Source organism: Lelliottia jeotgali (assembly GCF_977070485.1).
The window spans coordinates 277,742-300,601 of the sequence record NZ_CDRVFO010000007.1; the positions used below are offsets into that span (position 1 = coordinate 277,742).

Consider the following 22,860-nt stretch of genomic DNA (forward strand, 5'->3'; position numbering starts at 1 on the left):
AAAAGGGCTTACCGCAAGGTAAGCCCTTTTCTTTTGCCCGCAGAAAAGTTCAGCCCCTCTCTTTCGCTTTCAGCGCACCCCCGATACAGCCACTGCCAGGCCGAGCCCTATCAGCGCTACACCAATCAGCCGGTCGACCAGCCGCTGGCGCTCGATCATCACCTTGCGCAACCCGGTACTGGAAAAAAATACCGCCACCAGACTGAACCACGCCCAGTGGGCAAACGACATGAACGCACCATAGGCGAAATCCAGCGCCAGCGGGCTACCTGGCTGCACGACCTGGGTGTAGGCACTGATCACGAACAGCATGGTTTTGGGGTTGAGGGCGTTGGTCAGGAAGCCCGTGCGCAAGGCAGCCAGCAGCCCCACTGCCGGTTCCTGGCCATCAAGACTGATGCGGGTGGTGCTGGTCAGCGACTGATAACCCAGATAGATCAGGTACCCCGCGCCCAGCACTTTCATGGCCAGGAACAGCGCAGGGCTCTGACTGATGACCACGGCGATACCCAACACCGTGTACAGCACATGCACCTGAACGCCGAGGGCTATACCCACAGCCGCCGCCAGGCCGGCCTTGCGGCCCTGTGCATAACTGCTGCGGGTGACCATGGCGAAATCCGCGCCGGGGCTGACGACGGCCAGAAGGGTGAAAAGGGCTACAGCGAAAAGCTCAGTCACGAAGGAAGTCCTCGATAGGCGATGAAAATGCACAGGTGTCGCCATTATCGAAATAGCAGTGAGCTGGGAAAACCGATTTATAGTTACGCAAATTCGCTAGTTTTTCTCACACAGGTGCCGTGCCGCCGCTGGCAACTTCAAGCCCATGAAACTTCCCCCACTCACTGCGTTGCGTTACTTCGACATCGCCGCCGAAACCGAAAGCTTCGTGCGGGCCGCCGAACGCCTGCACGTCACCCATGGCGCCGTCAGCCGCCAGGTCCGCCTGCTTGAGGAAAGCCTCGGTGTCGAACTGTTCGAGCGCCGGAACCGGGCAATCTTCCTGACCCCGGCCGGTCGCGCACTGCACGGCACCACCCAGGCCATCTTCGAGCAACTCGAAAGCGCAGTGCAGCGCCTGCAGCAGCAGGAACCGGACAATGTGCTGGTGCTTTCTTGCGAGCCGACCATCGCCATGCGCTGGCTGATCCCCCGCCTGCCCCGCTTTCATGCCGCCCACCCAGACCTGCAACTGCACCTGGTGGCCGCTGGTGGGCCGCTGGACTTTGCCCGCAGCGGCGTTGACCTGGCACTGCGACGTGACGATTTCCATTGGCCGCCCACCCTGCACGCGCTGAAGGTCTGCGACGAATGGATCGGCCCGGTCAACCGCGATGGCGGCACCGCACTCGATGGCCAACGCCAATTGCACAGCAACACTCGCCCCAGTGCCTGGCCCGCGTGGCTGCGCCTGAGTGGCCAGCAGGCGCGACACTGCCAACGCAGCGACTACGAACACTTCTACCTGTCACTGCAGGCCGCCAGTGCCGGCCTGGGCCTGGCGATCGCCTCGGCGCTGATGGTGCGCGATGAACTCGACAGCGGGCAGTTGCAGGCGCCATTCGGCTTTCTGCGCGATGGGTCCGCCTATCACCTGCTAAGCCCGCAACCGCTGGATGACGGCGGCAAGCGCCAACGCTTTGCCGATTGGGTAATGGGAGAAAGCCAGGCCTGCCTCGCTCACCTGGGTTTGCTGCAGAACGAAGACGCGGCACTGCCATCACCGCCCCAGGTGCGATAACCCGCGGTGTCGATATGGATGCGGCCTGTCGGGTAGCGCCCCAGCCCCATGCCCCAGGCCTGGCCATGCTGCTGCCAGAAGCGGCACAACGGGTTGGGGTCGGCCCAGCCTGGCAGCAGGATATCGACTGCAAAGGCACGGGTGTGGGCGCTGCCCACGGCACCTCCTGCGCACCTGTTCAAGCCCGAGTCACGGTAGGCGGAGACCACTTCGAACTGGCGCAGGATGCCTTGCTTTTCCAGCGTATTGATCAGCGCCAGCGTGGAGCGCACTGCCGGCCAGTTGCCAGGCGGCGGCACGGCAAACGGTGAAGCCTTGCACAGCCGCCAGTCCGACGCTGAGCGCAGCAATTGGTGAATCGGCACCACGCCATACAGGCGGGCGTCCACCAGCATCTCCCGAAAAGGGCGGGTCTGATGATCCCCCGCCCATTGCGCGAACATCCACAGGTCGCGCTCATCGGCCTGAGCCACGCCCCCCAGCATCACGCTTGCGGCCATCAGTAGCCATCTCGTCCTTCTCATCCCCGCTCCCTCTGCCCCAGCATGAGCACGGCCGCCCATCGGGGCGGCCATTACAAGGAGTTAAGCATGCACAAATTACTGGCAACAGAGCAGGAAGGATTGAAAGTCAGTCTTCGAGCAACGTACAAGCCATCACCAGCGCATCCTCGCGCCCGCCAGCCACCGGGTAGTAATCACGCCGACGGCCGATCTCGTTGAAGCCGTACCGCTCATACAAGCGATAGGCCGACTGGTTGCTGGCCCGCACCTCCAGGAAACACTCGCGCCCATTGAGCTGATAAGCCCGAGCCATCAGGTGCTCGAGCAAGCGCAAACCCAGGCCACGCCCCTGGTTCTCCGGCTTGACGGTAATGTTCAGCAGGTGCGCTTCGTCGATGATCACGTTGATCACACCATGGCCGACCTGCTGTTGACCATCGAACATCAACCACACTTCGTAGGACTTGAGCGCATCCTGGAAAATCCCGCGGGTCCAGGGATGGCTGAACGCGGCATATTCGATCTTCAGCACGGCATCCAGATCCGCCTCGGTCATGGGGCGGAAACTGATCGATTCACTCATTCAACGCTCTTCCAGCGCGCCATCAGCTGGCGCATCGCTTTCCAGACGTCCGCCTTGCGCTGCGGCTCGTCCATCAACAGTTCAAGGCCCGGCAACGCCCAGGCGTCGCCCAGGCCGTCGAGCTTGAGTACTTGGTAATAGGCTTGGGCGTCGGTATTGGCGGCAAAGCGCAAGGCCGGCATGCCGATCAGCCAAAGGCAGGTGCAAGGGGCTTCTTCAAGGCGCGCCTGAATGAAGCCCTGGACGAAATCACGCGCGGCATCCGGCCCCTGGTCCATGTTGCCACGCACCAACAGCGGCCAGCGCACCGGCTCGCCGATGATCTGCGGGGCATCTGGCAGGCCTGCGGCGCGCAGCATGTCTTTGAGCAGCAGGTAGGATGGGTCGCGGCTCTGGAACGGCTGGCCGGTGGCCAATTCCACCAGCAGCAGGCAGTTGCCGGCGTGCAGCAGTTGCAGCGAGAAACGCGGTGGCGGCACGGGGGCCGGACGTGGCGCGGGGGCTTGTTCCTCGGCCTCGACCGGTTTGGCGGTGGGCTTAGGCGCGTTGCCCGGGCGCGGAATTTCGATTTTCGGACGTTCGCCGGAGCGCGCCTGTGGTGCGACCGGCGCTTCGTTGGCAGGGGCTGGCGAAGGCCTGACCTCGAACGCGGCTTGCTCGACCGGAACCTGCGGCAACAGCAGCTCTGGCCGCGACGGCGCAGCGAACGGCAGTTCGGCGCGCGGCAGCCAATGCACCACTTGCATGGCGGAAAGGTAGGCGCGGCGGCGGGACTCGGTCAGCAAGGCACGGGTATCCGGGGGGCTGGAACAATCGGGCATTCTAACGCTGTTGGCTGCCGAGCGCCGCAACTGGTCGGCAGAAAATTGCTGCCTGTACCGCCGAGGGGGCCAGGGAAACCCCCAGCCAATCCGAGGTTATCCCTCATTACAGACCAAGGGGTGAAATCCTCCCCCCCGGATGCAGTACAATCGCCCCCTTTTTACTTGGCAACGAGTAGACGCCAATGATCGAACCCAAGCGCGTCCTGCGCGCCCTAGCCGAACACTGGGCCCTGATCGAGCCGCTGTGCGAGCGTTTCGACCAAGGCACCCTGAGCCTGGTCGAACTGCGCCAGCAGTTGGGCCGCCAGCAAGTGGAAAGCACGCCGCAGGACATTACCCAGCTGCTCGACGTGTGGATCCGCCTGGATATCCTGGTCCCGGTGGCCAAGAGCCCGAACCGTTTCGAGCTCAACGCCCAGATCCACGACTTCCTCGCCTACCTGCGCCGCGAGCACCGCCTGGGCCTGTGCCTGGAGATCGAGGCCTACCTGCGCCACCTGGAGCGCCTTGCCGGGCATATTCAGGATGCCTTCGACAACCGCGACAGCGATGACCTGGCGCGCCAACTGCGCCTGCTCGACATGCGCGTGCGCGACGTACTGAAAAAGCTCGACAACGACGAACAGGCGCTGGTCGCCGTGGCCGAACGGGCCAAGACCAGCAACCGCCAGATCCCGCTGCGCCAGCGTTATGCCGAAGTACTGGCGACCTGGGACGAATACGTCGAGCCGATGATCCAGCTGGTCAACGCCGACGGAGCCTTCGAACAGGGCGTACGCAAGGTCGAGACCGTGCTGCTGAAACTGCTCGGCGAACAGGCGCGCCTGGGCCACCTGGTCGACGACGACATGCTGCTGCGCACCCATGCGCGCATCCTCGAGATGCAGACCAGCGCCCAGCTGACGCTGCGCCACGCCCGTGAACTGCTGCTGCCGTTGCGCGAAGAAGCGCGTCGGCATAATGCCGTGACCCGCGGCGCTGCCTTGGCCCTGTCGGTGATCCGGCGCAAGGGTATCGACGCCGTGCCGCAGGCGGCCATGCCATTGTTCACCCGGCCGCAGAGCACCTTCCTGGGCAGCGCCAGCCAGGTCGAGGCGTACGTCTATGCCCTCGCCCGCTTCGAGCCGAAACCGGCCAAGTTCCCCAAGGCGCACAAGACCCAGACTGGCCCGCTGCCGCGCGCGCCACGCACGGTCAAGGAAATGCTCGAACGCTGCGAGGATGCCCTGCCGCTGCCTGACCTGATGGTCTGGCTGCTGGACCAGGAGCCCGAAGGCGCCACCGACGAACTGCTGTACTGGTTCTCGCGCCTGTCGCGTGAAAAGCGTTTCAAGCGCGAACGCCTCGAACGCCGCGAGTACACCACCCACGAACACCTGGTCAGCCTGCGCTCGTTCGCCCTGACATCCAGCCGCGAAGCGCAACCTGAAACCAACGCGAGCCCAGCCAATGCATCTTGATCTTTCCGAACTGTCCCAGCTCGCGCCGATCTTCCGCGAGCTGTTCAAAGGGTTCCACGTCAGCCGCCGCGACCCGGAGCTGTACGCCCAGCTGTCGAACTTCCAGGACCAGTACCGCACCCTGTTCAAGGCCTTGGGCTTCGAGCTGGTGTGCGATACCCGCGGCTTCTATTACTTCGTCCCCGAGCAGGCCGCCGCGCAGGTCAACAAGACCGCCCAGCGCCTGTCGCTGTTCACTTTCATCCTGGTCGAGCACCTGGCCGACCAGGGCCGCGACCCGATGGCGGTGCTCGACGGCGGCAGCATCGGGCGCGATGAGCTGCCCTCGCTGCTGGACAAATACCGTGACCTGTTCCTGCAGGCTGAAGTGCAAACTGTCGACGAGCTGGAAGAAAAGATCATGCGCCGCATGACCCAGCTCGGCTTCGCCCACGAGGAAGGCGGCATCTACCGCTTCCTGCCACCGATGCACCGCTTCCTCGATGTGTGCCTGTCGGTGCAGCAGGACCGCGACCTGGCCGCCAGCCTGCACAGCGACCTGCCGCTGCCAACGCCAGTGCTGGTCGAGGAAGAAAGCCCCGAGGCGCTGGCCCACACCGACGACCCGCTCGACCTCACCCCGTTCGAGGGCGAAGAAAGCGAAGAAGAGGCCCTGGCCCGGGCCATCCGCGAAGAGCAACAGGAGATTGACGCATGAGCCAGGAACGCTACGGCATCCGCCGCTTCGCGCTGCTCAACACCGCCGGCTACAGCCTGGGCCTGTTCCCGCTGGAGCACCCGCTGTCGGTCTACGGCGCCAACAACCTGGGCAAATCCGCCTCGATCAACGCCCTGCAGTTCCCGATCCTGGCGCGCATGTCCGACATGAGCTTCGGCAAGTACAGCCTGGAGCAGTCGCGCCGCTTCTACTTCGCCAGCGACACCTCGTACATCCTCTGCGAACTGAACCTGCCCCACGGTCCCCACGTGATCGGCGTGGTCGGTCGCGGGCCAGGCGGCGGTTTCGGCCACCAGTTCTTTGCCTACAAGGGTGAACTGGACCTGGATCACTACCAGAAGAACGACACCTGCCTGCGCCAGAAAGAGCTGTTCACCAACCTCGAGCGCCTGGGCCTCAAAGCCTACGAGCTCAAGCCGGACGAGCTGCGCCGGCTGCTGGTCGGCGGCCACACCTCGGTGCCGCTGGACCTGACCATGATCCCGCTGCGCTCGACCAGCGAGCAGAGCCTGAAAACCTTCCGCGCACTGTTCATCAACCTGCTGCACATGCGCGAAATCACCGCCGCCAAGCTCAAACAGCTGTTCCTCGACGCGTTCGAGCACAGCCTGCGCTCTGGCAGCGTCGACTACATCGCCGCCTGCGAAGAAGCCTTCCGCGACGTACGCCGCATGGAGCAGGACTACAACGCCCTGGTTGCCGCCGGCCCTCTGGTCGAAGCCCTGGCCGGCGGCGTGGCCCAGCGCGACATCCTGCGCGGCAAGCTGCACCGCCTCTCGCCGCTGCTCGACAACCTGCTGGGCACCTGGCAGGAATACGCCATGGCGCGCAAGGAAGAGCTGGTGATCCAGGCCGAGCACTACCGCGGCGAGCAGGACCGCCTGCAGAACGACCAGCGTGGCGGCACCCAGGAGCTGATGCGCCTGGAACGTGAAATCACCGGTATCCAGCGCTGGCTCGGCGAGCTGTCGGTACTCAAGCACCGCTTCGCCCTGGTTGATGACGTCAAAGTGCTGGAGCAGCAGTTGCTGGCCGCCAAGGATGCCCACGACGAACTGGCTGGCGCCCTGGCCCAGTCGCGGCAGTTCTCTGCCGAGGACCTCGACGAGCGTGTGCGCGACCTGGAAAAGCGCCTCAAGCAGGTCAAGCAGCAGCTCGATCACGCCGACAACAACAGCTACGCCCGCCTGCGCGAAGAGTTCTCGCAGGCAGACGTCGACCGCCTGATGCGCCTGTTCAACGGCGCACTGTTCAGCCTGCCACTTGGCGAGCGCGGTATCGAACTGGACGACAGCGACCTGTGGGTGAAATCGCTGGAGGCGGTGCTCGATGGCTTCAAGGGCGAGCGCTTCGAAGCCCCGGGCATTTCCATCGACCTTTCGCACATCGACCCACCGGCCCTGCAAGCCCTGGCCGACCGCGCCGCCCTGCGCGACCAGAAGGACCGCCTGGAGCGCGAGCTCAAGCAGCTCAAGACCCAGCAATCGGTGGCCGCCGACCGTACCGCTTCCAAAGCCCAGACAGAAGCCCTGTACCAGCAGGTGCTGGATGCGCAGAAGGCCCTGGAAGACTACCGTCGCAGCGAAACCCTGGCGGCTGAAGAGCCGGAGAAGATGGAGCAGCTGGCGCAACTGGAAGCGGCCCAGGACGAACTCAAGCGCTCCAGCGATGCGTTCACCGAGCGCGTCCAGCAACTGTCGGCCAAGCTGCAGCTGGTCGGCCGCCAGATCGCCGACCTGGAAGCCAAGCAGCGCACCCTGGAAGACGCCTTGCGCCGTCGTCAGCTGCTGCCCGCCGACCTGCCATTCGGCACGCCGTTCATGGAAGCGGTCGACGACTCCATGGACAACCTGTTGCCGCTACTCAACGATTACCAGGACAGCTGGCAGGCCCTGCAGCGCGTCGACAACCAGATCGAGGCGCTGTACGCCCAGGTACGCCTCAAGGGCGTGGCCAAGTTCGACAGCGAAGATGACATGGAGCGGCGCCTGCAACTGCTGGTCAATGCCTATGCGCACCGCACCGACGAGGCCCTGACCCTGGCCAAGGCGCGCCGCGCCGCAGTCACCGACATCGCCCGCACCCTGCGCAACATCCGCAGCGACTACGACAGCCTCGAACACCAGCTGGCCCTGTTCAACCGCGAGATCAACAAGCGCCAGGTTTCCAACCTGCAGAGCTTCCGCGTGGTACTGGCGCCGAACAAGGAAGCGCTCAAGCACATCGACCAGATCATCCACAGCGCCGGCCAGTACGAGGAAGGCGAGACCCTGTCGGTGTTCGACCTGACTCAGAATTCGGAGCAGGATCACAAGAACGAAGAAGCCAAGGAATACCTGGCGCGGCTGGTGGCGGCCAACCACAACCAGCTGGGCCTCAAAGACCTGTTCGAACTGGCTTTCGAGATCACCAAGATCAACAGCCAGCCGGTGATCCACGCCGACATCGACGGCGCCGCCTCCAACGGCACCACCATGACCATCAAGGCGCTGACCAACATGTACCTGTTGCTGCACTTGATGGACCGCGACCTGGCCGGGCGCATTCGCCTGCCTTACTACCTCGACGAGGCGGCGGACATCGACGAGCGCAACCAGGCCGCACTGCTGGAGACCAGCCTGCAGTTAGGCTTCGTACCGATTCTGGCGAGTGTGAAGCCACAGGTATCGGCGCATGTGGCGATCGACCTGGAAGGCGGTAGCGGGCCGAATGGCATCTATATCGACGAGGCGGACTGGAAGTACATCAGCCGACGTGATGTGGAGAAAGCGATCGTGCGCGAGGATCAGGCTGAGGAGCTGGCCTGAGGAACTGGGGCCGCTTTGCGGCCCTTTCGCGACACGAGGCCGCTCCTACAGGCATATACGTTCGCCTGTAGGAGCGGCCTCGTGTCGCGAAAGGAGGCCAAAGGCCTCCCCTAAAGTATCAGTGAGCCCAAGGCAGAATCGGAATCGCCGTCACCGCATTCTGCGGGCTGCCTTCGATCATGCGGTCGCTGTAAACCAGGTACACCAGTGTATTGCGCTTCTTGTCCAGGAAGCGCACCACCTGCATGGTCTTGAACACCAGCGAGGTGCGCTCCTTGAACACCTCCTCACCGTCTTTCAACTCACCCTTGAAGTTGATCGGCCCGACCTGGCGGCAAGCAATCGACGCTTCCGCACGGTCCTCGGCCAGGCCCAGGCCACCCTTCACTCCGCCCGTCTTGGCGCGCGACAGGTAGCAGGTCACACCTTCGACCTTGGGGTCGTCGAACGCCTCGACCACGATGCGATCGTTGGGCCCGACGAACTTGAACACAGTAGATACCTGGCCGATTTCCTCGGCCCCTGCCAGCATCGGCAGCGCCAGGGCTGCCACGGCAATCGCGCGCTTGAGCATGTTCATACCAGCACCAGGTTGTCGCGGTGGACCAGCTCCGGCTCGGCACTGTAGCCAAGCAGGGACTCGATGGCATCGGACGATTGGCCAATGATTTTCTGTGCTTCCAGCGCGCTGTAGTTGGCAAGGCCGCGCGCCACTTCAAGGCCGTCGGGGCCTACGCACACCACCATTTCGCCACGGCGGAAGCTGCCTTGTACGGTCTTCACGCCTACCGGCAGCAGGCTCTTGTTGGCCTGGCGCAGGGCCTGAACCGCACCGGCGTCCAGTACCAGCGTGCCGCGGGTTTGCAAGTGGCCAGCCAGCCACTGCTTGCGCGCCGCCAACATGCCGCGCTCAGGCGACAGCAGGGTACCCAGGCGCTCGCCAGCCTTGAGGCGGTCGAGTACGCGTTCGATACGGCCACCGATGATGATGGTATGGGCGCCGGAACGGGCTGCCAGGCGCGCGGCGCGCAACTTGGTCTGCATGCCGCCACGGCCCAGGGCACCGCCGGTACCGCCGGCTACGGCGTCGAGCGACGGGTCATCGGCACGGGCCTCGTAGATCAGCTGTGCCTCTGGATTGTTACGTGGGTCGGCGTCGAACATGCCGTCACGGTCGGTGAGGATCACCAGCAGGTCGGCCTCGACCAGGTTCGCCACCAACGCGGCCAGGGTATCGTTGTCGCCGAAGCGGATCTCGTCGGTAACCACGGTGTCGTTTTCGTTGATCACCGGCACCACGCCCAGGTCGACCAACGTCCGCAGAGTGCTGCGGGCGTTGAGATAACGCTTGCGGTCGGACAGATCGTCGTGGGTCAGAAGGATCTGCGCGGTGTGCTTGCCGTGCTCGCCAAAGCTCGACTCCCACGCCTGCACCAGGCGCATCTGGCCGATCGAAGCGGCAGCCTGCAGCTCGTTCATCGCGCTCGGTCGTGCGGTCCAGCCAAGCTGGCTCATGCCGGCAGCCACGGCCCCGGAGGACACCAGCACCAACTCAACACCCGCCTCACGCAGGGCAACCATCTGCTCGACCCATACGGCCATGGCACCGCGGTCGAGGCCCTTGCCATCGGCCGTGAGCAGCGCACTACCGATCTTCACGACCCAGCGCTTGGCGCCAGTCACCTTGCTTCGCATCTTCTCTTCCAACCTATGTCGAATCTGTAGATACCGTGGATACAAAAACGCCGCTCCAGAGAGCGGCGTTTAGTGTACTGCAACCGGTCAGTCGCGCACGTAAATGATTTCCGGGCCGTCTTCGTCGTCCTCGAAATCATCGTCCCACGCGTCATCGTCGCCGATGTCATGCACGCTCTTGACGCCAGTGCGGCGCAAGGTACGGGCGTCGTCCAGGGCCTGCAGCTGGGCGCGGGCTTCGTCTTCGATGCGCTGGTCGAGGTCGGCCAGCTCTTCAGCGTAGGCCGGGTCATTGGCCAGGCGATCGGCGCGGTCTTCGATGTAGCGCATCAGGTCATGAGTGAGCTGCTCGGTGCCCTGCTTGGCGATAGCCGAGATCACGTAGACCGGGCCTTCCCACTGCAGACGCTCGACCACTTCCTTGACGCGCTCGTCACGCTCATCGTCCATGAGCATGTCCGCCTTGTTCAGCACCAGCCAACGCTCACGGTCGGTCAGCGACGGGCTGAAGCGGGTCAGCTCGTTGATGATCACTTCGGCGGCGTCGGCCGGGCTGCTGCCGTCCAGCGGCGCCAGGTCGACCAGGTGCAGCAGCACGCGGGTACGGGCCAGGTGCTTGAGGAAGCGGATACCCAGGCCGGCACCGTCGGATGCGCCTTCGATCAGGCCAGGGATGTCGGCGATGACGAAGCTCTTCCAGCGGTCGACGCTGACCACACCCAGGTTCGGCACCAGGGTGGTGAACGGGTAGTCGGCGACCTTCGGCTTGGCGGCCGACACCGAACGGATGAAGGTGCTCTTGCCGGCATTCGGCAGGCCCAGCAGGCCCACGTCGGCCAGGACCTTCAGCTCCATCTTCAGGTCGCGCTGGTCACCCGGCTTGCCTGGGGTGGTCTGGCGCGGCGCACGGTTGGTGCTGGATTTGAAACGGGTGTTACCCAGACCGTGCCAGCCGCCTTGGGCGACCATCAGCTTCTGGCCAGGGGTGACCAGGTCACCGATCACTTCCTGGGTGGAGGCGTCGATCACCGTGGTACCGACCGGCACACGCAGGAACAGGTCCTCACCCTTCTTGCCGGTGCAATCGGTGCTGCCACCGTTAGCGCCGCGCTGGGCTTCGTGGTGACGGGTATAGCGGTAGTCAACCAGGGTGTTGAGGTTTTCGTCGGCCACCATGTAAACCGAGCCGCCATCGCCACCGTCACCCCCGTTGGGGCCACCGTTCTCGATGAACTTCTCACGGCGGAAGCTCATGCAACCGTTACCGCCATCACCGGCCTTGACCCGGATGGATACTTCGTCAACAAACTTCATTCAAAAACCGCCTCTCGCCTTCCGACGAGCTGAATACTTAAAAAACCTGAGGCTCTTGCAAAAATGAGCGCGGCGGCCCCGTACGACCGAAGAAACCCACGCCGGCAGCCCATACAAACAGCTTTGCAAGAGGCTCACCACAAACGAAAAAGCCCCGTCGCATGACGGGGCTTCTGGAGCGACGTCGCGATTAAGCGGCGACGATGCTCACGTAACGGCGGTTGAACTCGCCTTTCTTCTCGAACTTGATCACGCCTTCGATCTTGGCGAACAGGGTGTGATCCTTGCCCATGCCAACGCCGTAGCCGGCGTGGAACTGGGTGCCGCGCTGACGGACGATGATGTTACCGGCCTTGACGACCTGGCTACCATACATCTTCACGCCAAGGCGTTTCGATTCTGAGTCGCGACCGTTACGAGTACTACCACCAGCCTTCTTGTGAGCCATGGTTCAATTCTCCAAATAAATTCAGGGGATCTGAGCGATTAAGCCTGGATACCGGTGATTTTGATCTCGGTGAACCACTGGCGGTGGCCCATACGCTTCATGTGGTGCTTACGACGACGGAACTTGATGATGCGTACTTTATCGTGACGGCCTTGCGAAACGACTTCGGCAACAACTTTAGCGCCAGCGACGACTGGAGCGCCGATGGTGACTTCTTCACCGTTGGCAACCAGCAGAACGCGATCGAAAGTCACGGATTCGCCAGTGGCGATTTCCAGCTTTTCGATTTTGAGGAATTCACCTTCAGCGACTTTGTACTGCTTGCCGCCGGTAACGATTACTGCGTAAGACATGGGTATTTCTCCGATAATCCTGCTCACCCAGCGCTTTATATGATGAGTATTGGCTGGCATGGCTGCACAGGGCTGGAACGGCCCGGCGCAATTGCGTAAGGCAGGTGCTGCCCAGGAAGTTAGGGTGCGCGATTGTACGCAACCCGGGTTTTGCTTGCAAGTACCGGCCCCGCTCACCGGGCGGCGCGCCTTGACACACCGGGACCCGCGACCTAGCATGCCGCGCAACCTCACTGGAGCAGCCGATGCAACCCCAAACCTTCTACCGCGCGGTAGCTGACGATTTCAGCGCCGTCGACGAGATCATCAAGAAGCAGCTGACCTCGCGCGTGCCGCTGGTATCGAAGATCGGCGACTATATCACGTCGGCCGGCGGCAAACGCCTGCGCCCCCTGCTGGTGCTGCTGTGTGGCAAGGCCCTGGGCCGCGAGGGTGACGACCTGCGCCTGCTCGCCGCAACCATCGAGTTCCTGCACACCGCCACCCTGCTGCACGACGATGTGGTCGACATGTCCGGCATGCGCCGCGGCCGCTCCACCGCCAATGCCCTGTGGGGCAACGCACCGAGCGTGCTGGTGGGCGACTTCCTTTATTCGCGCTCGTTCGAAATGATGGTCGAGCTGGGCTCCATGCCGGTCATGCAGATCCTCTCCAAGGCCACCCGGGTGATCGCCGAAGGCGAAGTGCTGCAGCTGTCGCGCGTGCGCGATGCCAGCACCAGCGAAGAGGTGTACATGGAGGTCATCCGCGGCAAGACCGCGATGCTGTTCGAGGCCTCGACCCACAGCGCCGCCGCGCTGGCCGGTGCCACCGACGAGCAGCGCGAGGCGCTGCGCACCTTCGGCGACCACCTGGGCGTGGCTTTCCAACTGGTCGACGACCTGCTGGACTACAAAGGCGATTCGCAGACCCTGGGCAAGAACGTCGGCGACGACCTGGCCGAAGGCAAGCCAACCCTGCCGCTGATCTACACCATGCGCGAAGGCACGCCAGAGCAGGCTGCACTGGTGCGCAAGGCGATCCAGAAGGGTGGCCTGGAAGACCTGGAGCAGATCCGCGTGGCGGTCGAAGCTTCGGGTGCGCTGGACTACACCGCGCAGCTGGCCCGTGATTACGTGAAGCGGGCCATTGAGTGCCTGGAAGTGCTGCCGGCCAGCCAATACCGGGATGCACTGGTCGAGCTGAGTGAGTTTGCGGTAGCGCGCACGCACTAAAATCGCGTCCCCCTCTTCGCGGGCAAGCCCGCTCCACAGGATCCGCATGGTTCCGCAGGAGCAGGCTTGCCCGCGATGCATTTGTACGGACAAAAACACTTCCCCGTTAAAACCTTATACAATATGGGCCTTTAACCGTCTGTCTGTTTAAGGAACCGAAGTGAGCACTTTGCCGCCCTGCCCCAAATGCAATTCTGAATACACCTACGAGGATGGCACCCAGCTGATCTGCCCTGAATGCGCCCACGAGTGGTCGGCCAACGGCGAAGCCGATGCCGGCAGCGATGACGTGGTGAAAAAGGATTCGGTGGGCAACGTGCTGCAGGACGGCGACACCGTCACCGTGATCAAGGACCTCAAGGTCAAGGGCTCCTCCCTGGTGGTAAAGGTCGGCACCAAGGTCAAGAACATCCGTCTGTGCGACGGCGACCACGACATCGACTGCAAGATCGACGGCATTGGCGCCATGAAGCTGAAGTCGGAATTCGTGCGCAAGGTCTGATTACATAAAAACAGCCAATAGTCTCTTGCTATTTTGATAATAAGAATTATTCTCATTGGACTGCTATCCAAGGAGAATAGCCATGACTTATCTGATCGACGCTTGGCTGGACCGTCCCCATCCTTACCTGCGCATCCTGCATCGCGAAACCGGCGAAGTGTGCGCTGTGCTCGAAGAAGAAGCGCTCGACGAACTGCGTGACCAAGGCGACCTGGACATGAGCGGGCTGAACTCGAGTGAGCCGGTGGTGCTCAAGGAGCTGGTGCGTAATCTGTTCCTGTTTTGCTATGCGCGGGCATTGCGCCCGGTGGGAACAGACTGGAATTGATCGGCATTGCGAGGGCTTTGCCCTCGTTCGCGACACAAGGCCGCTCCTACAAGAGCATCATGGGCCTGTAGGAGCGGCCTTGTGTCGCGAATGGGCCGCAAAGCGGCCCCAGAGGCATTACAGAACGTCGAGCAGTTCGACGTCGAATACCAGCACGCTATGCGGCGGGATGCTGCCAACGCCTTGGGCGCCGTAGGCCAGCTCGCTCGGCACATACAGGCGCCATTTGCTGCCAGCATTCATCAGCTGCAGGGCTTCGGTCCAGCCAGCGATCACACCACCGACCGGGAATTCAGCAGGCTGGCCACGCTCGTAGGAGCTGTCGAACACGGTGCCGTCGATCAGCGTGCCGTGGTAGTGGGTACGCACGTTGCTTTCGCGGGTCGGCTTGGCGCCTTCGCCAGCGGTCAGCACTTCGAACTGCAGGCCCGAAGCGAGGGTGGTGATGCCTTCGCGCTTGGCGTTCTCGGCCAGGAATTCCTTGCCGGTGGCAGCCGCGGCTTCAGCCTTGGCAGCGGCTTCGGCTTGCATCACGTCACGGATGACCTTGAAGCTGGCCGACAGGTCGGCTTCGCTGACGCGGCTGTCGGCACCGTTGAAGGCGTCGGTCAGGCCGGCCACGATCGCTTCCAGGTTGACGCCCGGTGGCGGGTTGTCGCGCAGCTGGCCGCCCAGCTGACGGCCGATGCCGTAGCTTACGCGGGTTTCGTCGGTGGACAGGTTGAGTTCGGACATTGTCGTGCTCCACTGCAGGGCGCAGTGCAGCCGCGCCCTTGATGAAAAGGGCGAGCAGCCTAGCACACTGGGAAGCTGCGAGCAGCTACCAGGCCGAACGCTGGGAGATGGGTACCTTGAGGTCTTCTTCGGGATGCGAACCCATGCCGCACATTTCGTCCTGCACGGACCAATGCACCAGGTTCATCGAGACCATCGGGATGGTTTGCAGCAACTTGCGGGCGTCTTCCACCGAGTGCACACGCAGGCGTTCACCACGGGTATCAGCCAAGGGGTGGGCGTGGCCCTTGATGCGGGCCTCGAGCAGATAATCACCACCTTCGATGGCGATCAGGTTCAATTCGTCGACATGGCCGGCCCTGGCCTCGGTATTGAGCTGATGCAGGTTCATGAGAGCACCTCGCTGCTGGAACCAGGCATGAGTGCTCATTTTTTGTACAGGACTTGGGAATACACAAGGCATAACTGACGCCGCTCGTCAGTTGAGCCGCGCTGGCCCCAGCACCGGCAAGCCGGCGATGGGGCCCCAAAGGACTCAGTGCTTGGTGACTTTGTCCAGGTAGCCCATGCAGAACGCCGACACCACGAAGGTCATGTGGATGATCACGTACCACATCAGGTAATCGGTAGAAATGTTCTGCGCGTCCATGAACACCCGCAGCAGGTGGATGGAGGAAATGGCCACGATCGAGGCAGCGACCTTCATCTTCAGCGACGAAGAGTCCATCTTGCCCAGCCAGTTGAGCTTCTCCTTGCTATCGTCGATGTCCAGTTGCGAGACGAAGTTCTCGTAGCCGGAGATCATCACCATGACCAGCAGGCCGCCTACCAGCGACATGTCGATCAGCGACAGGATCACCAGGATCAGGTCGGCTTCGCTCAGGGCAAAGACGTTGGGCAGGACGTGGATGACTTCCTGGAAAAACTTCAGCGCCAAGGCCAACAGACCGAGGGACAGGCCGAAATAGATGGGGGCGAGCAGCCAGCGCGAGGCATACATCGCGTTTTCGAGAATACGTTCCATGGAGGGTTGGGACTCGTCAGGTGACTAAAAAAGCGACGCCGAGTATAGCCAGCCACCTGTTACAGCAAAAGCCCGGCCTGAAGGGGGCTTCTGTACAGCGCAACCGCCGGCAAGCCGGCTACCTCAGGTACACCACTGCCCTGGTAAGCAGTGAGGCCCCAGTGGGAGCCGGCTTGCCGGCGATTGGGCCAGAAGAGGCACTCAGGTTTCAGGGTGGAACTGGTAATCCCCCAGGTTGCGACAACGTTCACCGTTGATCCGGCGCAACTGCGCTTGCAGGTGCAGGCACCAGATCTGCGGATCCTCGGCCACCTGGTACCCATGCAGGGTCAGGCTGTCGACAATGGCGTTGAGCACCGACTCGGCCACCAACGGCCCATGGAACGGCCCTTGGGCCTTGATGGCTGAGGGTTGCTCGCCGGCCATGCCGGCAGCGAACAGCAAGGTCCACATGCCGTTATCACCGGCCAGCGGGCGAATACTGCATTCGATACGCGTCACCAGGCCCAGGCACTGGCGAGTAAGGCAGAGGTTGCGCATGGCCGCGTCCCCCTCCAATAAGCCGTGTTCAGCTCGAAACGTTCGGGCTGTTTCCATCCTGAACCCTGATGCCGTCCTAAGTTCCAGCATAGAATAGCGGCGTAAAAAGATGGAAAACCGGCGCTGAACGGTAGCACATGGCCGCCAGCGCCGATTTATTGACTCAGGCTGGCTTGGCCTGGGCAATCACCTCTTCCAGGCGTTCCTTCTCCGCCTTCTCGATGTCTTCCTCGCTAATCATCTCGGCGATCTCGCGCAAGCGCTCGACAACCCGGGCGTTGACGCTGCCTTCGGTGAACTGACCCTGCTCGTCCAATTCCCCGGCGTCTTCACCCACCAGCAGGCTCAGCGCCTCGTCAGCCTGGCTGACCGCATAGACGTGGAACACGCCGTTCTCGACCGCCTGCAGCACACGCTCATCGAGCATCAATGTCGCCACGTTGGCACGCGGGATGATTACCCCCTGCTCGCCCGTCAGGCCGCGGGCCTCACACAGGCGGAAGAAGCCTTCGATCTTTTCGTTGACCCCACCCACCGCCTGCACTTCACCGAACTGGTTGATCGAGCCGGTGATCGCGAAGCACTGCTTGAGCGGGGTGCGCGACAATGCCGAGATCAGCGTGCACGCCTCACCCAGCGAGGCACTGTCACCGTCCACATAGCCGTAGGACTGCTCCAGGGCAATGCTCGCGGAAATCGCCAAGGGGAATTCCTGGGCATAGCGGCTGCCCAGGTAACCGGTGAGGATCATCACCCCCTTGGAGTGTATCGGCTGGCCGAGGTTGACCTCGCGCTCGATGTCGACGATGCCGCTGCCGCCCGGGTAGACAGTGGCGGAAATGCGCGCTGGCATGCCGAACGCCGAGTCGCCGACCTCTAGCACGGTCAGGCCGTTGCACTTGCCGATAGCCGCGCCTTCGGTGTCGATCAGGATGATGCCGGCGAGCATGTCATCGAGCACGCGCTGCGAAACGCGCCCGGTGCGTGTGGCCTTGGCCTTGAGCGCACGCTCGATGTGCCCGGCGTCGGTCATTTCGTCACTGGCCAGCTGGCGGATGAAATCGGCCTCGCTGACCAACTGGAACAGGTCACCGATACGCGCCGACAGGCGCGACTGGTTTTCCGCCAGCCGCGCGCTGTAGGTGGCCAGGCGCGCCACCGCATCGCTGGTCAACGGCGCCATGCCCTCCTCGTTGGTGCGGGTGCGCAACAGCTGGGCGAACTGCTCGAGGTTCTCGTCGACCATCGGCATGTCTTCGTCGAAATCCACCAGCACCCGGAACATCTCCTGAAAGTCCGGATCATGGTCCTGCAATGCGTAGTACAGCTGACGCGAGCCGATGATCACCAGCTTGACGTTGAGCGGGATCATCTGCGGCTGCAGGCTGACGCTGGCGACGCGGCCCAGCTCACCGATCGGCGACTCCATCTTCAACTTGCGCGACTGCAGGGCGCGCTTGAGCGCATCCCAGACGAACGGCTCGCCGAGCATCTTCTCCGCTTCAAGGATCAGGAAGCCACCATTGGCACGGTGCAGGGCGCCCGGGCGCAGCTGGCGATAGGAGGTGTACAGCGCCCCTTGGTCGGTGCTGTATTCGATCCGCCCGAACAGGTTGTCGTAAGTCGGGTGCGGTTCGAACACCACAGGTGCGCCACCGACGGCGTGGTGACCGACCACCAGGCTTGGGGCGTACTGCTCTTCGAGCAGCTTGCGCGCCACGGCGTCGGTCTTGCTGTCATCGACCAGTTGCTCGACCACGGTACGCAGCAGGTTCAACTGCACCGATTGCAGGTAGGCGCACACCGCTGCGTTCTCGGCATACTTTTCCGACAGCGGCGCCAGCAAAGGCTGCAGGGCCAGGGTAATGGTTTCTTCGTTGAGCTGGCGCAGGTGGTTGTTCGACTCGCGCTTCCACTGTGGCAGGCTGGCCAGTTCTTCATTGAGGCGCTCCTCAAGGAAGGCGATGTCCTCGTGGAACTGCTCGCGGACCTCTTCCGGCAGCTGGGCGAATTCGGCTTCGTCCAGGGCCTTGCCGTCGGCCATCGGGGTAAAGGCGACATTGCTGGCGTCGCGATACAGGGCCACGTCCTTTTCCAGCGAGGCGCGCTCGATGACATCCAGGGCGCGGTCGTAACGCTGGTTGAAGGCGCGGTCGATGGCGCCCTTCTTCTGCTGATAGGACGGGTGCTCGAACACCGCCGGGAACGTCGCCAGCAGGTTGTCGATCAGGCCGCCCATGTCGCTGATGAACTCTGCAGCGCTACCCGACGGCAGCTCCAGTGCCCGTGGCTCGCGGGTGTCATCGAAGTGGTTGACGTAGACCCAGTCGGCCGGGGTCTGCTGGCGCTTGCCCTCGGCCTTGAGGTAGCGTTTGACGAACGAGAAGCGCCCGGTGCCGGGCTCGCCCATCACATACACGTTGTAACCGGGGCGTGGCATGGCCACCCCAAACTGCAGGGCCTCAACTGCACGTTCCTGGCCCAGGACTCCGCGAAACGGCTCCAGATCGTCGGTATTGGCAAAGGCAAACTGCTCGGGGGAAAAACGCCTGGTCAAAGCTTCAGGCGCGAGACGCAGGCGCGCAGCGACGGGATCGGGCATTGGGTTTCCTTACTTCGGCGGGGCAGATACGCAGCATTCTGGCGCTGCCCGCGCGCGCCTTGCAAGGCTCAGCGGGACTTTATGTCGCAGTATCGATTAACGACCCAAGCAAATTTTTCGCAATCAACGACGCAACCTTTAGATCGTGCCTAAACTCCAAGCTGCGCGGGTGGGTGAAAAGCTTTCCCGACCTGGCAACCGAGTTGCCAGCAACCCTGACCCTTGGTTAAGACAAATAGAGAACAAATGCTATGAAACGGATTCTTCTGGGTACTCTGTTCACCGTGGTCTCCCTCAATGCCATGGCCGAAGCGCCAGGCGGCCCGAACTGCGGCTGGGGCAACATGCTGTTCGAAGGCCAGCGCGGCACGCCGGCTCACTTCCTGGCATCCACCACCAACGGTACTTCCGGTAACGCCACCTTCGGCATGACCTCCGGCACCAACGGCTGCTCCACCAAGGCCTCGCTGACCTATGGCGGCAAGTCCTGGTTTGCCATGAATGGCATGATGAACGAACTGTCCGAAGACATGGCCATGGGCCAGGGCGAAGCACTCACCACCTACGCGGTGGTACTGGGTGTGGCGCCGGAAGACCGCGGCTACTTCAACTCGGTCACCCACCAGCACTTCAACCAGATCTTCAGCAGCGCCGACGTAAATGCCGAAACTGTCCACAGCAACACCCTGGCCGTTCTGAAGAACGACCCACGCCTGGCCAAGTACGCTACCGAGGCCTAAGCGCAGCTGCTCCCGCCCCTCTCGGGGCGGGTTTTCGCCTTTTTATCGGCATCGTTAAGAAGTAGTTGCCCGACATGCTCAAACGCCTCGCTTACCTGGCGCTGTGTGCCTGCGCCCCTGTTCATGCCGCGCCTGCGCTGGATGAAGGCCGTCTCCAGCAACTGGCCAATACCCCCTACTGGATTGCCCTGGGCCACTACGAAACCGCCAAGCTCGGCGGCTGGCGCAGCTATGTAGACGACCGCAAATTCTTCCTCGCCGAGGACGGTGCGCACCACCCGGACCAGGAACTGCGGGCTACGGTGCAAGCGCTGTATGCCCCGGCCAGCCTGGGCGACAAGCATGCCCAATGCGTGTTCCCCGCACGCACCCGCTGGCTGACCGAGCAACTGGGCCTGCAAGGTTTGCCGCAGCCGGACTGCCAGGAGTTCAAGACCTGGTACAAATCGGTCGACCCCCACAGCGCGGCACTGATCTTCCCGGCGGCTTACCTGAACAGCCCGTCGTCGATGTTCGGCCATACCCTGCTGCGTATCGACCAGTCCAACACCCGCAGCGACGACACCACGCTGCTGAGTTATGCCATCAACTTCGGCGCCTATATCGAAGGCAGCGACAACAGCATCCTGTATGCCTGGAAGGGTCTGATGGGCGGCTATCCCGGGCTGTTTGCCCTGATGCCCTACCAGGAAAAACTGTCGGAATACCGCAGCCTGGAAAACCGCGACCTGTGGGAGTACCAGCTGGACCTGACGCCGGAGGAAACCGGGCGCATGGTCGAGCATGTGTGGGAACTCAAGCAGGTCCAGTTCGATTACTTCTTCTTCGACGAAAACTGCTCCTACCGCCTGCTGGAATTGCTGCAAGTGGCGCGACCGAGCCTGGACCTGACCTCGCAGTTTCCGCTGACCGCGATCCCCACCGACACGGTCAAGGCCGTGAAACAGTCGGGTATGGTCGCCAGCGAAACCTACCGGCCCTCGCGAGAACGGGAATTGTTGGCCCGGGCCGAACCGCTGGACCTCGATGAGAAACGCCAGGTGCTGGCCGTCAGTTCCGACACTGCGCAGTTGCAGAGCCCGGCATTCACCGCCCTGCCCCGCGAGCGCCAGGCCTTGGTGCAGGATGCCGCGTACCGCCTGGAACGTTACCGAGCCAACGGCCAGGAGCGCGACCCCGGCCAGGCACGGCGCAGCTTCGAGCTGCTGCGGGCGATAAACCGCAACCCGCCACCGCCCCTGCAGATCGAACGCCCAGGCCTGCCCGAGGACGGGCACGACTCACGCACCTGGCAGCTTGGCGTCGGCACCCGGGAAGACCGCGCCTATGCCGAATACGGGCTGCGCATGGCGTATCACGACCTGAACGACAATGCCTACGGCTTCCCGCTGGGCGCGCAGATCGAAATCCTGCAGCTCAAGGTGCGCCAGTACGAAGGCAACGACTGGCAGGTGCAACGCCTGGACCTGGCCACCATTCGTTCGCTGACACCTCGCAACGAACTGCTCAAGCCTTGGTCGTGGCAGGTCGCCGGTGGCCTGGAGCGGGTGCCGGGCAAGCATGACGACGAAGTGCTGGTAAGCCATGTCAACGGCGGTGCCGGCGGCACCTGGCAGTTGGCCGATGGGCTGCTGGGCTTTGCCTTGGGCACTGTGCGGGTCGAGCACCATAACGACTTCGCCCAGTTCATCGCCCCGGCGGCGGGGTTCAATGGCGGGCTGCTGTGGCGCAACGGGCTGGGCAACATGACACTGGAAGCCAAAGGCGATTACTTCACCAATGGCGAAGTGCGGCGCAGTGTGAGCCTGAACCAGCAGTGGGAGATCAGCCAGAACCTGGGGCTGAGGCTGAGTGCTTCGCGGGAGTTCAGCCACCTGGCTACTGCACAGAATGAGGTGATGCTGGAGCTGAAGTGGTATCACTACTGACGCGCCCTGCTCTTCGTAGGAGCGGCCTTGTGTCGCGAAGGGGGCGCGCAGCGGCCCCAAGGCCTATGGCGTGGCAAGTAATGCCGGGGCCGCTGCGCAGCCCTTTCGCGACACAAGGCCGCTCCTACGACGGCCGCATCAAGGCCGGCGAGTGTGAACCCACCGGCTCTTTCACGCTGTTTTGAGCAAAAGGAGGTCCCTATGAGCCGCGCATTCGTCAACGAGGACCAAGCCGCCGCCCAGGCCGACCAGCCGGTGGAGCGGCACGTCAGCGACCAGCCCAACTACGTCACCACCAATGGCCTGCGCCAGCTGCAGCAGCGCGTGGCCGACCTCAATGCCTTGCGTGCCGAGCTGCAGGCCCAGGGCGAACAGGGCGACAAGCAACGGCTGGCCGATGCCGAGCGTGACTTGCGCTATTTCAGCGCCAGGGTGCAGAGCGCGCAGGTGGTGCCCGCCGCTACTTCGAACAGCAAGGTGCAGATTGGCAGCCGCGTGCGGTTTGCCGATGAGCAGGGGCAGGAACAGACCGTGCAACTGGTTGGGGAAGATGAAGCCGATGCCAGCCGGGGGCTGATCAATTGGGGGTCGCCATTGGGGCGGGCATTGCTGGGCGCAGGGCCTGGGGATGAAGTGACGTGGCGGCGCCCGGCGGGGGATCAGGTGATCGAGGTGATGGATATCGTGGGTGAGGCCTGAAACAAAGGGGCCGCTGCGCGGCCCATTCGCCGGCAAGCCGGCTTGTATGGTAGGACTCGAAGGGGTGGGTGGGACCTAAAGCCGGCTTCTGACTGTTCGCAG

24 protein-coding genes are annotated in these 22,860 nt (G+C 63.0%); 10 read left to right on the forward strand and 14 right to left on the reverse strand.

Features of this window, described 5'->3' with window-relative positions; translation table 11 throughout:
• Positions 1–69: 69 nt before the first annotated feature.
• Positions 70–681 (reverse strand): LysE family translocator, encoded by a 612-nt coding sequence (locus tag ACW4TB_RS13350; RefSeq protein ID WP_279932744.1) that lies wholly within the window; start codon positions 679–681, stop codon positions 70–72.
• A 145-nt stretch (positions 682–826) separates the two neighbouring features.
• On the opposite strand from ACW4TB_RS13350, the gene ACW4TB_RS13355 reads away from it, so the two are divergent.
• A complete protein-coding gene (locus tag ACW4TB_RS13355) occupies positions 827–1,741 on the forward strand; it encodes a LysR substrate-binding domain-containing protein (RefSeq protein ID WP_279932742.1) in 915 nt (304 codons plus the stop codon).
• Here ACW4TB_RS13355 and ACW4TB_RS13360 read toward each other — a convergent pair.
• From ACW4TB_RS13360 to ACW4TB_RS13370, 3 genes are all read right to left on the reverse strand, one after another.
• On the reverse strand, positions 1,681–2,265 hold the full coding sequence (locus tag ACW4TB_RS13360; protein ID WP_279932740.1) for a D-Ala-D-Ala carboxypeptidase family metallohydrolase: 585 nt from the start codon (positions 2,263–2,265) through the stop codon (positions 1,681–1,683). The two genes, ACW4TB_RS13355 and ACW4TB_RS13360, sit on opposite strands and share 61 nt — an antisense overlap.
• Positions 2,266–2,371: 106 nt before the next feature.
• On the reverse strand, positions 2,372–2,827 hold the full coding sequence (gene rimI / locus ACW4TB_RS13365; protein ID WP_012316291.1) for a ribosomal protein S18-alanine N-acetyltransferase: 456 nt from the start codon (positions 2,825–2,827) through the stop codon (positions 2,372–2,374).
• Positions 2,824–3,648 (reverse strand): hypothetical protein, encoded by an 825-nt coding sequence (locus ACW4TB_RS13370; RefSeq protein WP_455842993.1) that lies wholly within the window; start codon positions 3,646–3,648, stop codon positions 2,824–2,826. Before ACW4TB_RS13370 ends, rimI begins: the two co-directional genes overlap by 4 nt.
• 185 nt (positions 3,649–3,833) lie before the next feature.
• Here ACW4TB_RS13370 and mksB point away from each other — a divergent pair, with 185 nt between their 5' ends.
• Genes mksB through mksF form a run of 3 tightly spaced genes read left to right on the forward strand, consistent with a single transcriptional unit; the run spans position 3,834 to position 8,636 of the window.
• The gene (gene mksB, locus ACW4TB_RS13375; RefSeq protein ID WP_012316293.1) at positions 3,834–5,111 is read left to right on the forward strand and encodes an Mks condensin complex protein MksB; all 1,278 of its coding nucleotides are present in this window, start codon (positions 3,834–3,836) and stop codon (positions 5,109–5,111) included.
• A complete protein-coding gene (gene mksE / locus ACW4TB_RS13380) occupies positions 5,101–5,808 on the forward strand; it encodes an Mks condensin complex protein MksE (RefSeq protein WP_012316294.1) in 708 nt (235 codons plus the stop codon). Before mksB ends, mksE begins: the two co-directional genes overlap by 11 nt.
• On the forward strand, positions 5,805–8,636 hold the full coding sequence (gene mksF, locus ACW4TB_RS13385; RefSeq protein WP_012316295.1) for an Mks condensin complex protein MksF: 2,832 nt from the start codon (positions 5,805–5,807) through the stop codon (positions 8,634–8,636). The genes mksE and mksF overlap by 4 nt, the downstream gene beginning before the upstream one ends.
• Before the next feature lie 118 nt (positions 8,637–8,754).
• Here the strand turns inward: mksF and ACW4TB_RS13390 are convergent, their stop codons facing one another.
• From ACW4TB_RS13390 to rplU, 5 genes are all read right to left on the reverse strand, one after another.
• Positions 8,755–9,216: a CreA family protein gene (locus tag ACW4TB_RS13390; protein ID WP_012316296.1), complete on the reverse strand. Its 462-nt coding sequence runs from the start codon at positions 9,214–9,216 to the stop codon at positions 8,755–8,757.
• Entirely contained in the window at positions 9,213–10,331 is a 1,119-nt protein-coding gene (proB, locus tag ACW4TB_RS13395; RefSeq protein ID WP_012316297.1) for a glutamate 5-kinase, read from the reverse strand. The genes ACW4TB_RS13390 and proB overlap by 4 nt, the downstream gene beginning before the upstream one ends.
• An 87-nt stretch (positions 10,332–10,418) precedes the next feature.
• Positions 10,419–11,645: an Obg family GTPase CgtA gene (gene cgtA / locus ACW4TB_RS13400; protein WP_012316298.1), complete on the reverse strand. Its 1,227-nt coding sequence runs from the start codon at positions 11,643–11,645 to the stop codon at positions 10,419–10,421.
• Between the two features lie 190 nt (positions 11,646–11,835).
• A complete protein-coding gene (rpmA, locus tag ACW4TB_RS13405) occupies positions 11,836–12,093 on the reverse strand; it encodes a 50S ribosomal protein L27 (protein ID WP_008092023.1) in 258 nt (85 codons plus the stop codon).
• Positions 12,094–12,131: 38 nt separating this feature from the next.
• A complete protein-coding gene (gene rplU, locus ACW4TB_RS13410) occupies positions 12,132–12,446 on the reverse strand; it encodes a 50S ribosomal protein L21 (RefSeq protein ID WP_008092021.1) in 315 nt (104 codons plus the stop codon).
• 245 nt (positions 12,447–12,691) lie between these two features.
• On the opposite strand from rplU, the gene ACW4TB_RS13415 reads away from it, so the two are divergent.
• The 3 genes from ACW4TB_RS13415 to ACW4TB_RS13425 all read left to right on the forward strand — a co-directional run bounded on the left by ACW4TB_RS13415 (position 12,692) and on the right by ACW4TB_RS13425 (position 14,490).
• Positions 12,692–13,660 (forward strand): polyprenyl synthetase family protein, encoded by a 969-nt coding sequence (locus ACW4TB_RS13415; protein WP_012316299.1) that lies wholly within the window; start codon positions 12,692–12,694, stop codon positions 13,658–13,660.
• Between the two features lie 160 nt (positions 13,661–13,820).
• Positions 13,821–14,162 carry a zinc ribbon domain-containing protein YjdM gene (locus ACW4TB_RS13420; protein ID WP_012316300.1) on the forward strand — a complete coding sequence of 114 codons (342 nt, stop codon included), beginning with the start codon at positions 13,821–13,823 and terminating at the stop codon, positions 14,160–14,162.
• An 82-nt stretch (positions 14,163–14,244) separates the two neighbouring features.
• Positions 14,245–14,490, forward strand: coding sequence for a PA4570 family protein (locus ACW4TB_RS13425; RefSeq protein WP_012316301.1), 246 nt, complete (start codon positions 14,245–14,247; stop codon positions 14,488–14,490).
• Positions 14,491–14,607: 117 nt separating this feature from the next.
• Here the strand turns inward: ACW4TB_RS13425 and ACW4TB_RS13430 are convergent, their stop codons facing one another.
• The 5 genes from ACW4TB_RS13430 to ACW4TB_RS13450 all read right to left on the reverse strand — a co-directional run bounded on the left by ACW4TB_RS13430 (position 14,608) and on the right by ACW4TB_RS13450 (position 19,391).
• The gene (locus tag ACW4TB_RS13430; protein WP_012316302.1) at positions 14,608–15,225 is read right to left on the reverse strand and encodes an FKBP-type peptidyl-prolyl cis-trans isomerase; all 618 of its coding nucleotides are present in this window, start codon (positions 15,223–15,225) and stop codon (positions 14,608–14,610) included.
• An 85-nt stretch (positions 15,226–15,310) separates the two neighbouring features.
• Positions 15,311–15,616, reverse strand: coding sequence for a DUF6482 family protein (locus tag ACW4TB_RS13435; protein ID WP_012316303.1), 306 nt, complete (start codon positions 15,614–15,616; stop codon positions 15,311–15,313).
• Positions 15,617–15,760: 144 nt separating this feature from the next.
• Entirely contained in the window at positions 15,761–16,249 is a 489-nt protein-coding gene (locus ACW4TB_RS13440; protein ID WP_012316304.1) for a TIGR00645 family protein, read from the reverse strand.
• 201 nt (positions 16,250–16,450) lie between these two features.
• Positions 16,451–16,789 (reverse strand): PA4575 family protein, encoded by a 339-nt coding sequence (locus ACW4TB_RS13445; RefSeq protein ID WP_012316305.1) that lies wholly within the window; start codon positions 16,787–16,789, stop codon positions 16,451–16,453.
• Positions 16,790–16,952: 163 nt separating this feature from the next.
• Positions 16,953–19,391, reverse strand: a complete 2,439-nt coding sequence (locus tag ACW4TB_RS13450; RefSeq protein ID WP_012316306.1) for a Lon protease family protein — start codon at positions 19,389–19,391, stop codon at positions 16,953–16,955.
• Between the two features lie 251 nt (positions 19,392–19,642).
• Between ACW4TB_RS13450 and ACW4TB_RS13455 the strand changes: the two genes are divergently transcribed.
• From ACW4TB_RS13455 to ACW4TB_RS13465, 3 genes are all read left to right on the forward strand, one after another.
• Positions 19,643–20,131, forward strand: coding sequence for a DUF3015 domain-containing protein (locus tag ACW4TB_RS13455; protein ID WP_012316307.1), 489 nt, complete (start codon positions 19,643–19,645; stop codon positions 20,129–20,131).
• 74 nt (positions 20,132–20,205) lie between these two features.
• The gene (locus tag ACW4TB_RS13460; RefSeq protein WP_279932728.1) at positions 20,206–22,059 is read left to right on the forward strand and encodes an Lnb N-terminal periplasmic domain-containing protein; all 1,854 of its coding nucleotides are present in this window, start codon (positions 20,206–20,208) and stop codon (positions 22,057–22,059) included.
• Positions 22,060–22,260: 201 nt separating this feature from the next.
• Positions 22,261–22,758 (forward strand): GreA/GreB family elongation factor, encoded by a 498-nt coding sequence (locus ACW4TB_RS13465; RefSeq protein WP_012316309.1) that lies wholly within the window; start codon positions 22,261–22,263, stop codon positions 22,756–22,758.
• Positions 22,759–22,860 lie beyond the last annotated feature (102 nt).

Coding starts and splice junctions, on each gene's coding strand:
- ACW4TB_RS13460 (WP_279932728.1), top strand. CDS start 20,206: ATGCTCAAACGCCTCGCTTACCTGGCGCTGTGTGCCTGCGCCCCTGTT.
- ACW4TB_RS13360 (WP_279932740.1), bottom strand. CDS start 2,265: ATGAGAAGGACGAGATGGCTACTGATGGCCGCAAGCGTGATGCTGGGG.
- ACW4TB_RS13450 (WP_012316306.1), bottom strand. CDS start 19,391: ATGCCCGATCCCGTCGCTGCGCGCCTGCGTCTCGCGCCTGAAGCTTTG.
- ACW4TB_RS13355 (WP_279932742.1), top strand. CDS start 827: ATGAAACTTCCCCCACTCACTGCGTTGCGTTACTTCGACATCGCCGCC.
- ACW4TB_RS13415 (WP_012316299.1), top strand. CDS start 12,692: ATGCAACCCCAAACCTTCTACCGCGCGGTAGCTGACGATTTCAGCGCC.
- cgtA (WP_012316298.1), bottom strand. CDS start 11,645: ATGAAGTTTGTTGACGAAGTATCCATCCGGGTCAAGGCCGGTGATGGC.
- ACW4TB_RS13435 (WP_012316303.1), bottom strand. CDS start 15,616: ATGAACCTGCATCAGCTCAATACCGAGGCCAGGGCCGGCCATGTCGAC.
- mksB (WP_012316293.1), top strand. CDS start 3,834: ATGATCGAACCCAAGCGCGTCCTGCGCGCCCTAGCCGAACACTGGGCC.
- ACW4TB_RS13445 (WP_012316305.1), bottom strand. CDS start 16,789: ATGCGCAACCTCTGCCTTACTCGCCAGTGCCTGGGCCTGGTGACGCGT.
- ACW4TB_RS13370 (WP_455842993.1), bottom strand. CDS start 3,648: ATGCCCGATTGTTCCAGCCCCCCGGATACCCGTGCCTTGCTGACCGAG.
- ACW4TB_RS13425 (WP_012316301.1), top strand. CDS start 14,245: ATGACTTATCTGATCGACGCTTGGCTGGACCGTCCCCATCCTTACCTG.
- mksF (WP_012316295.1), top strand. CDS start 5,805: ATGAGCCAGGAACGCTACGGCATCCGCCGCTTCGCGCTGCTCAACACC.
- mksE (WP_012316294.1), top strand. CDS start 5,101: ATGCATCTTGATCTTTCCGAACTGTCCCAGCTCGCGCCGATCTTCCGC.
- rplU (WP_008092021.1), bottom strand. CDS start 12,446: ATGTCTTACGCAGTAATCGTTACCGGCGGCAAGCAGTACAAAGTCGCT.
- rpmA (WP_008092023.1), bottom strand. CDS start 12,093: ATGGCTCACAAGAAGGCTGGTGGTAGTACTCGTAACGGTCGCGACTCA.
- ACW4TB_RS13440 (WP_012316304.1), bottom strand. CDS start 16,249: ATGGAACGTATTCTCGAAAACGCGATGTATGCCTCGCGCTGGCTGCTC.
- ACW4TB_RS13465 (WP_012316309.1), top strand. CDS start 22,261: ATGAGCCGCGCATTCGTCAACGAGGACCAAGCCGCCGCCCAGGCCGAC.
- ACW4TB_RS13430 (WP_012316302.1), bottom strand. CDS start 15,225: ATGTCCGAACTCAACCTGTCCACCGACGAAACCCGCGTAAGCTACGGC.
- ACW4TB_RS13390 (WP_012316296.1), bottom strand. CDS start 9,216: ATGAACATGCTCAAGCGCGCGATTGCCGTGGCAGCCCTGGCGCTGCCG.
- rimI (WP_012316291.1), bottom strand. CDS start 2,827: ATGAGTGAATCGATCAGTTTCCGCCCCATGACCGAGGCGGATCTGGAT.
- ACW4TB_RS13455 (WP_012316307.1), top strand. CDS start 19,643: ATGAAACGGATTCTTCTGGGTACTCTGTTCACCGTGGTCTCCCTCAAT.
- proB (WP_012316297.1), bottom strand. CDS start 10,331: ATGCGAAGCAAGGTGACTGGCGCCAAGCGCTGGGTCGTGAAGATCGGT.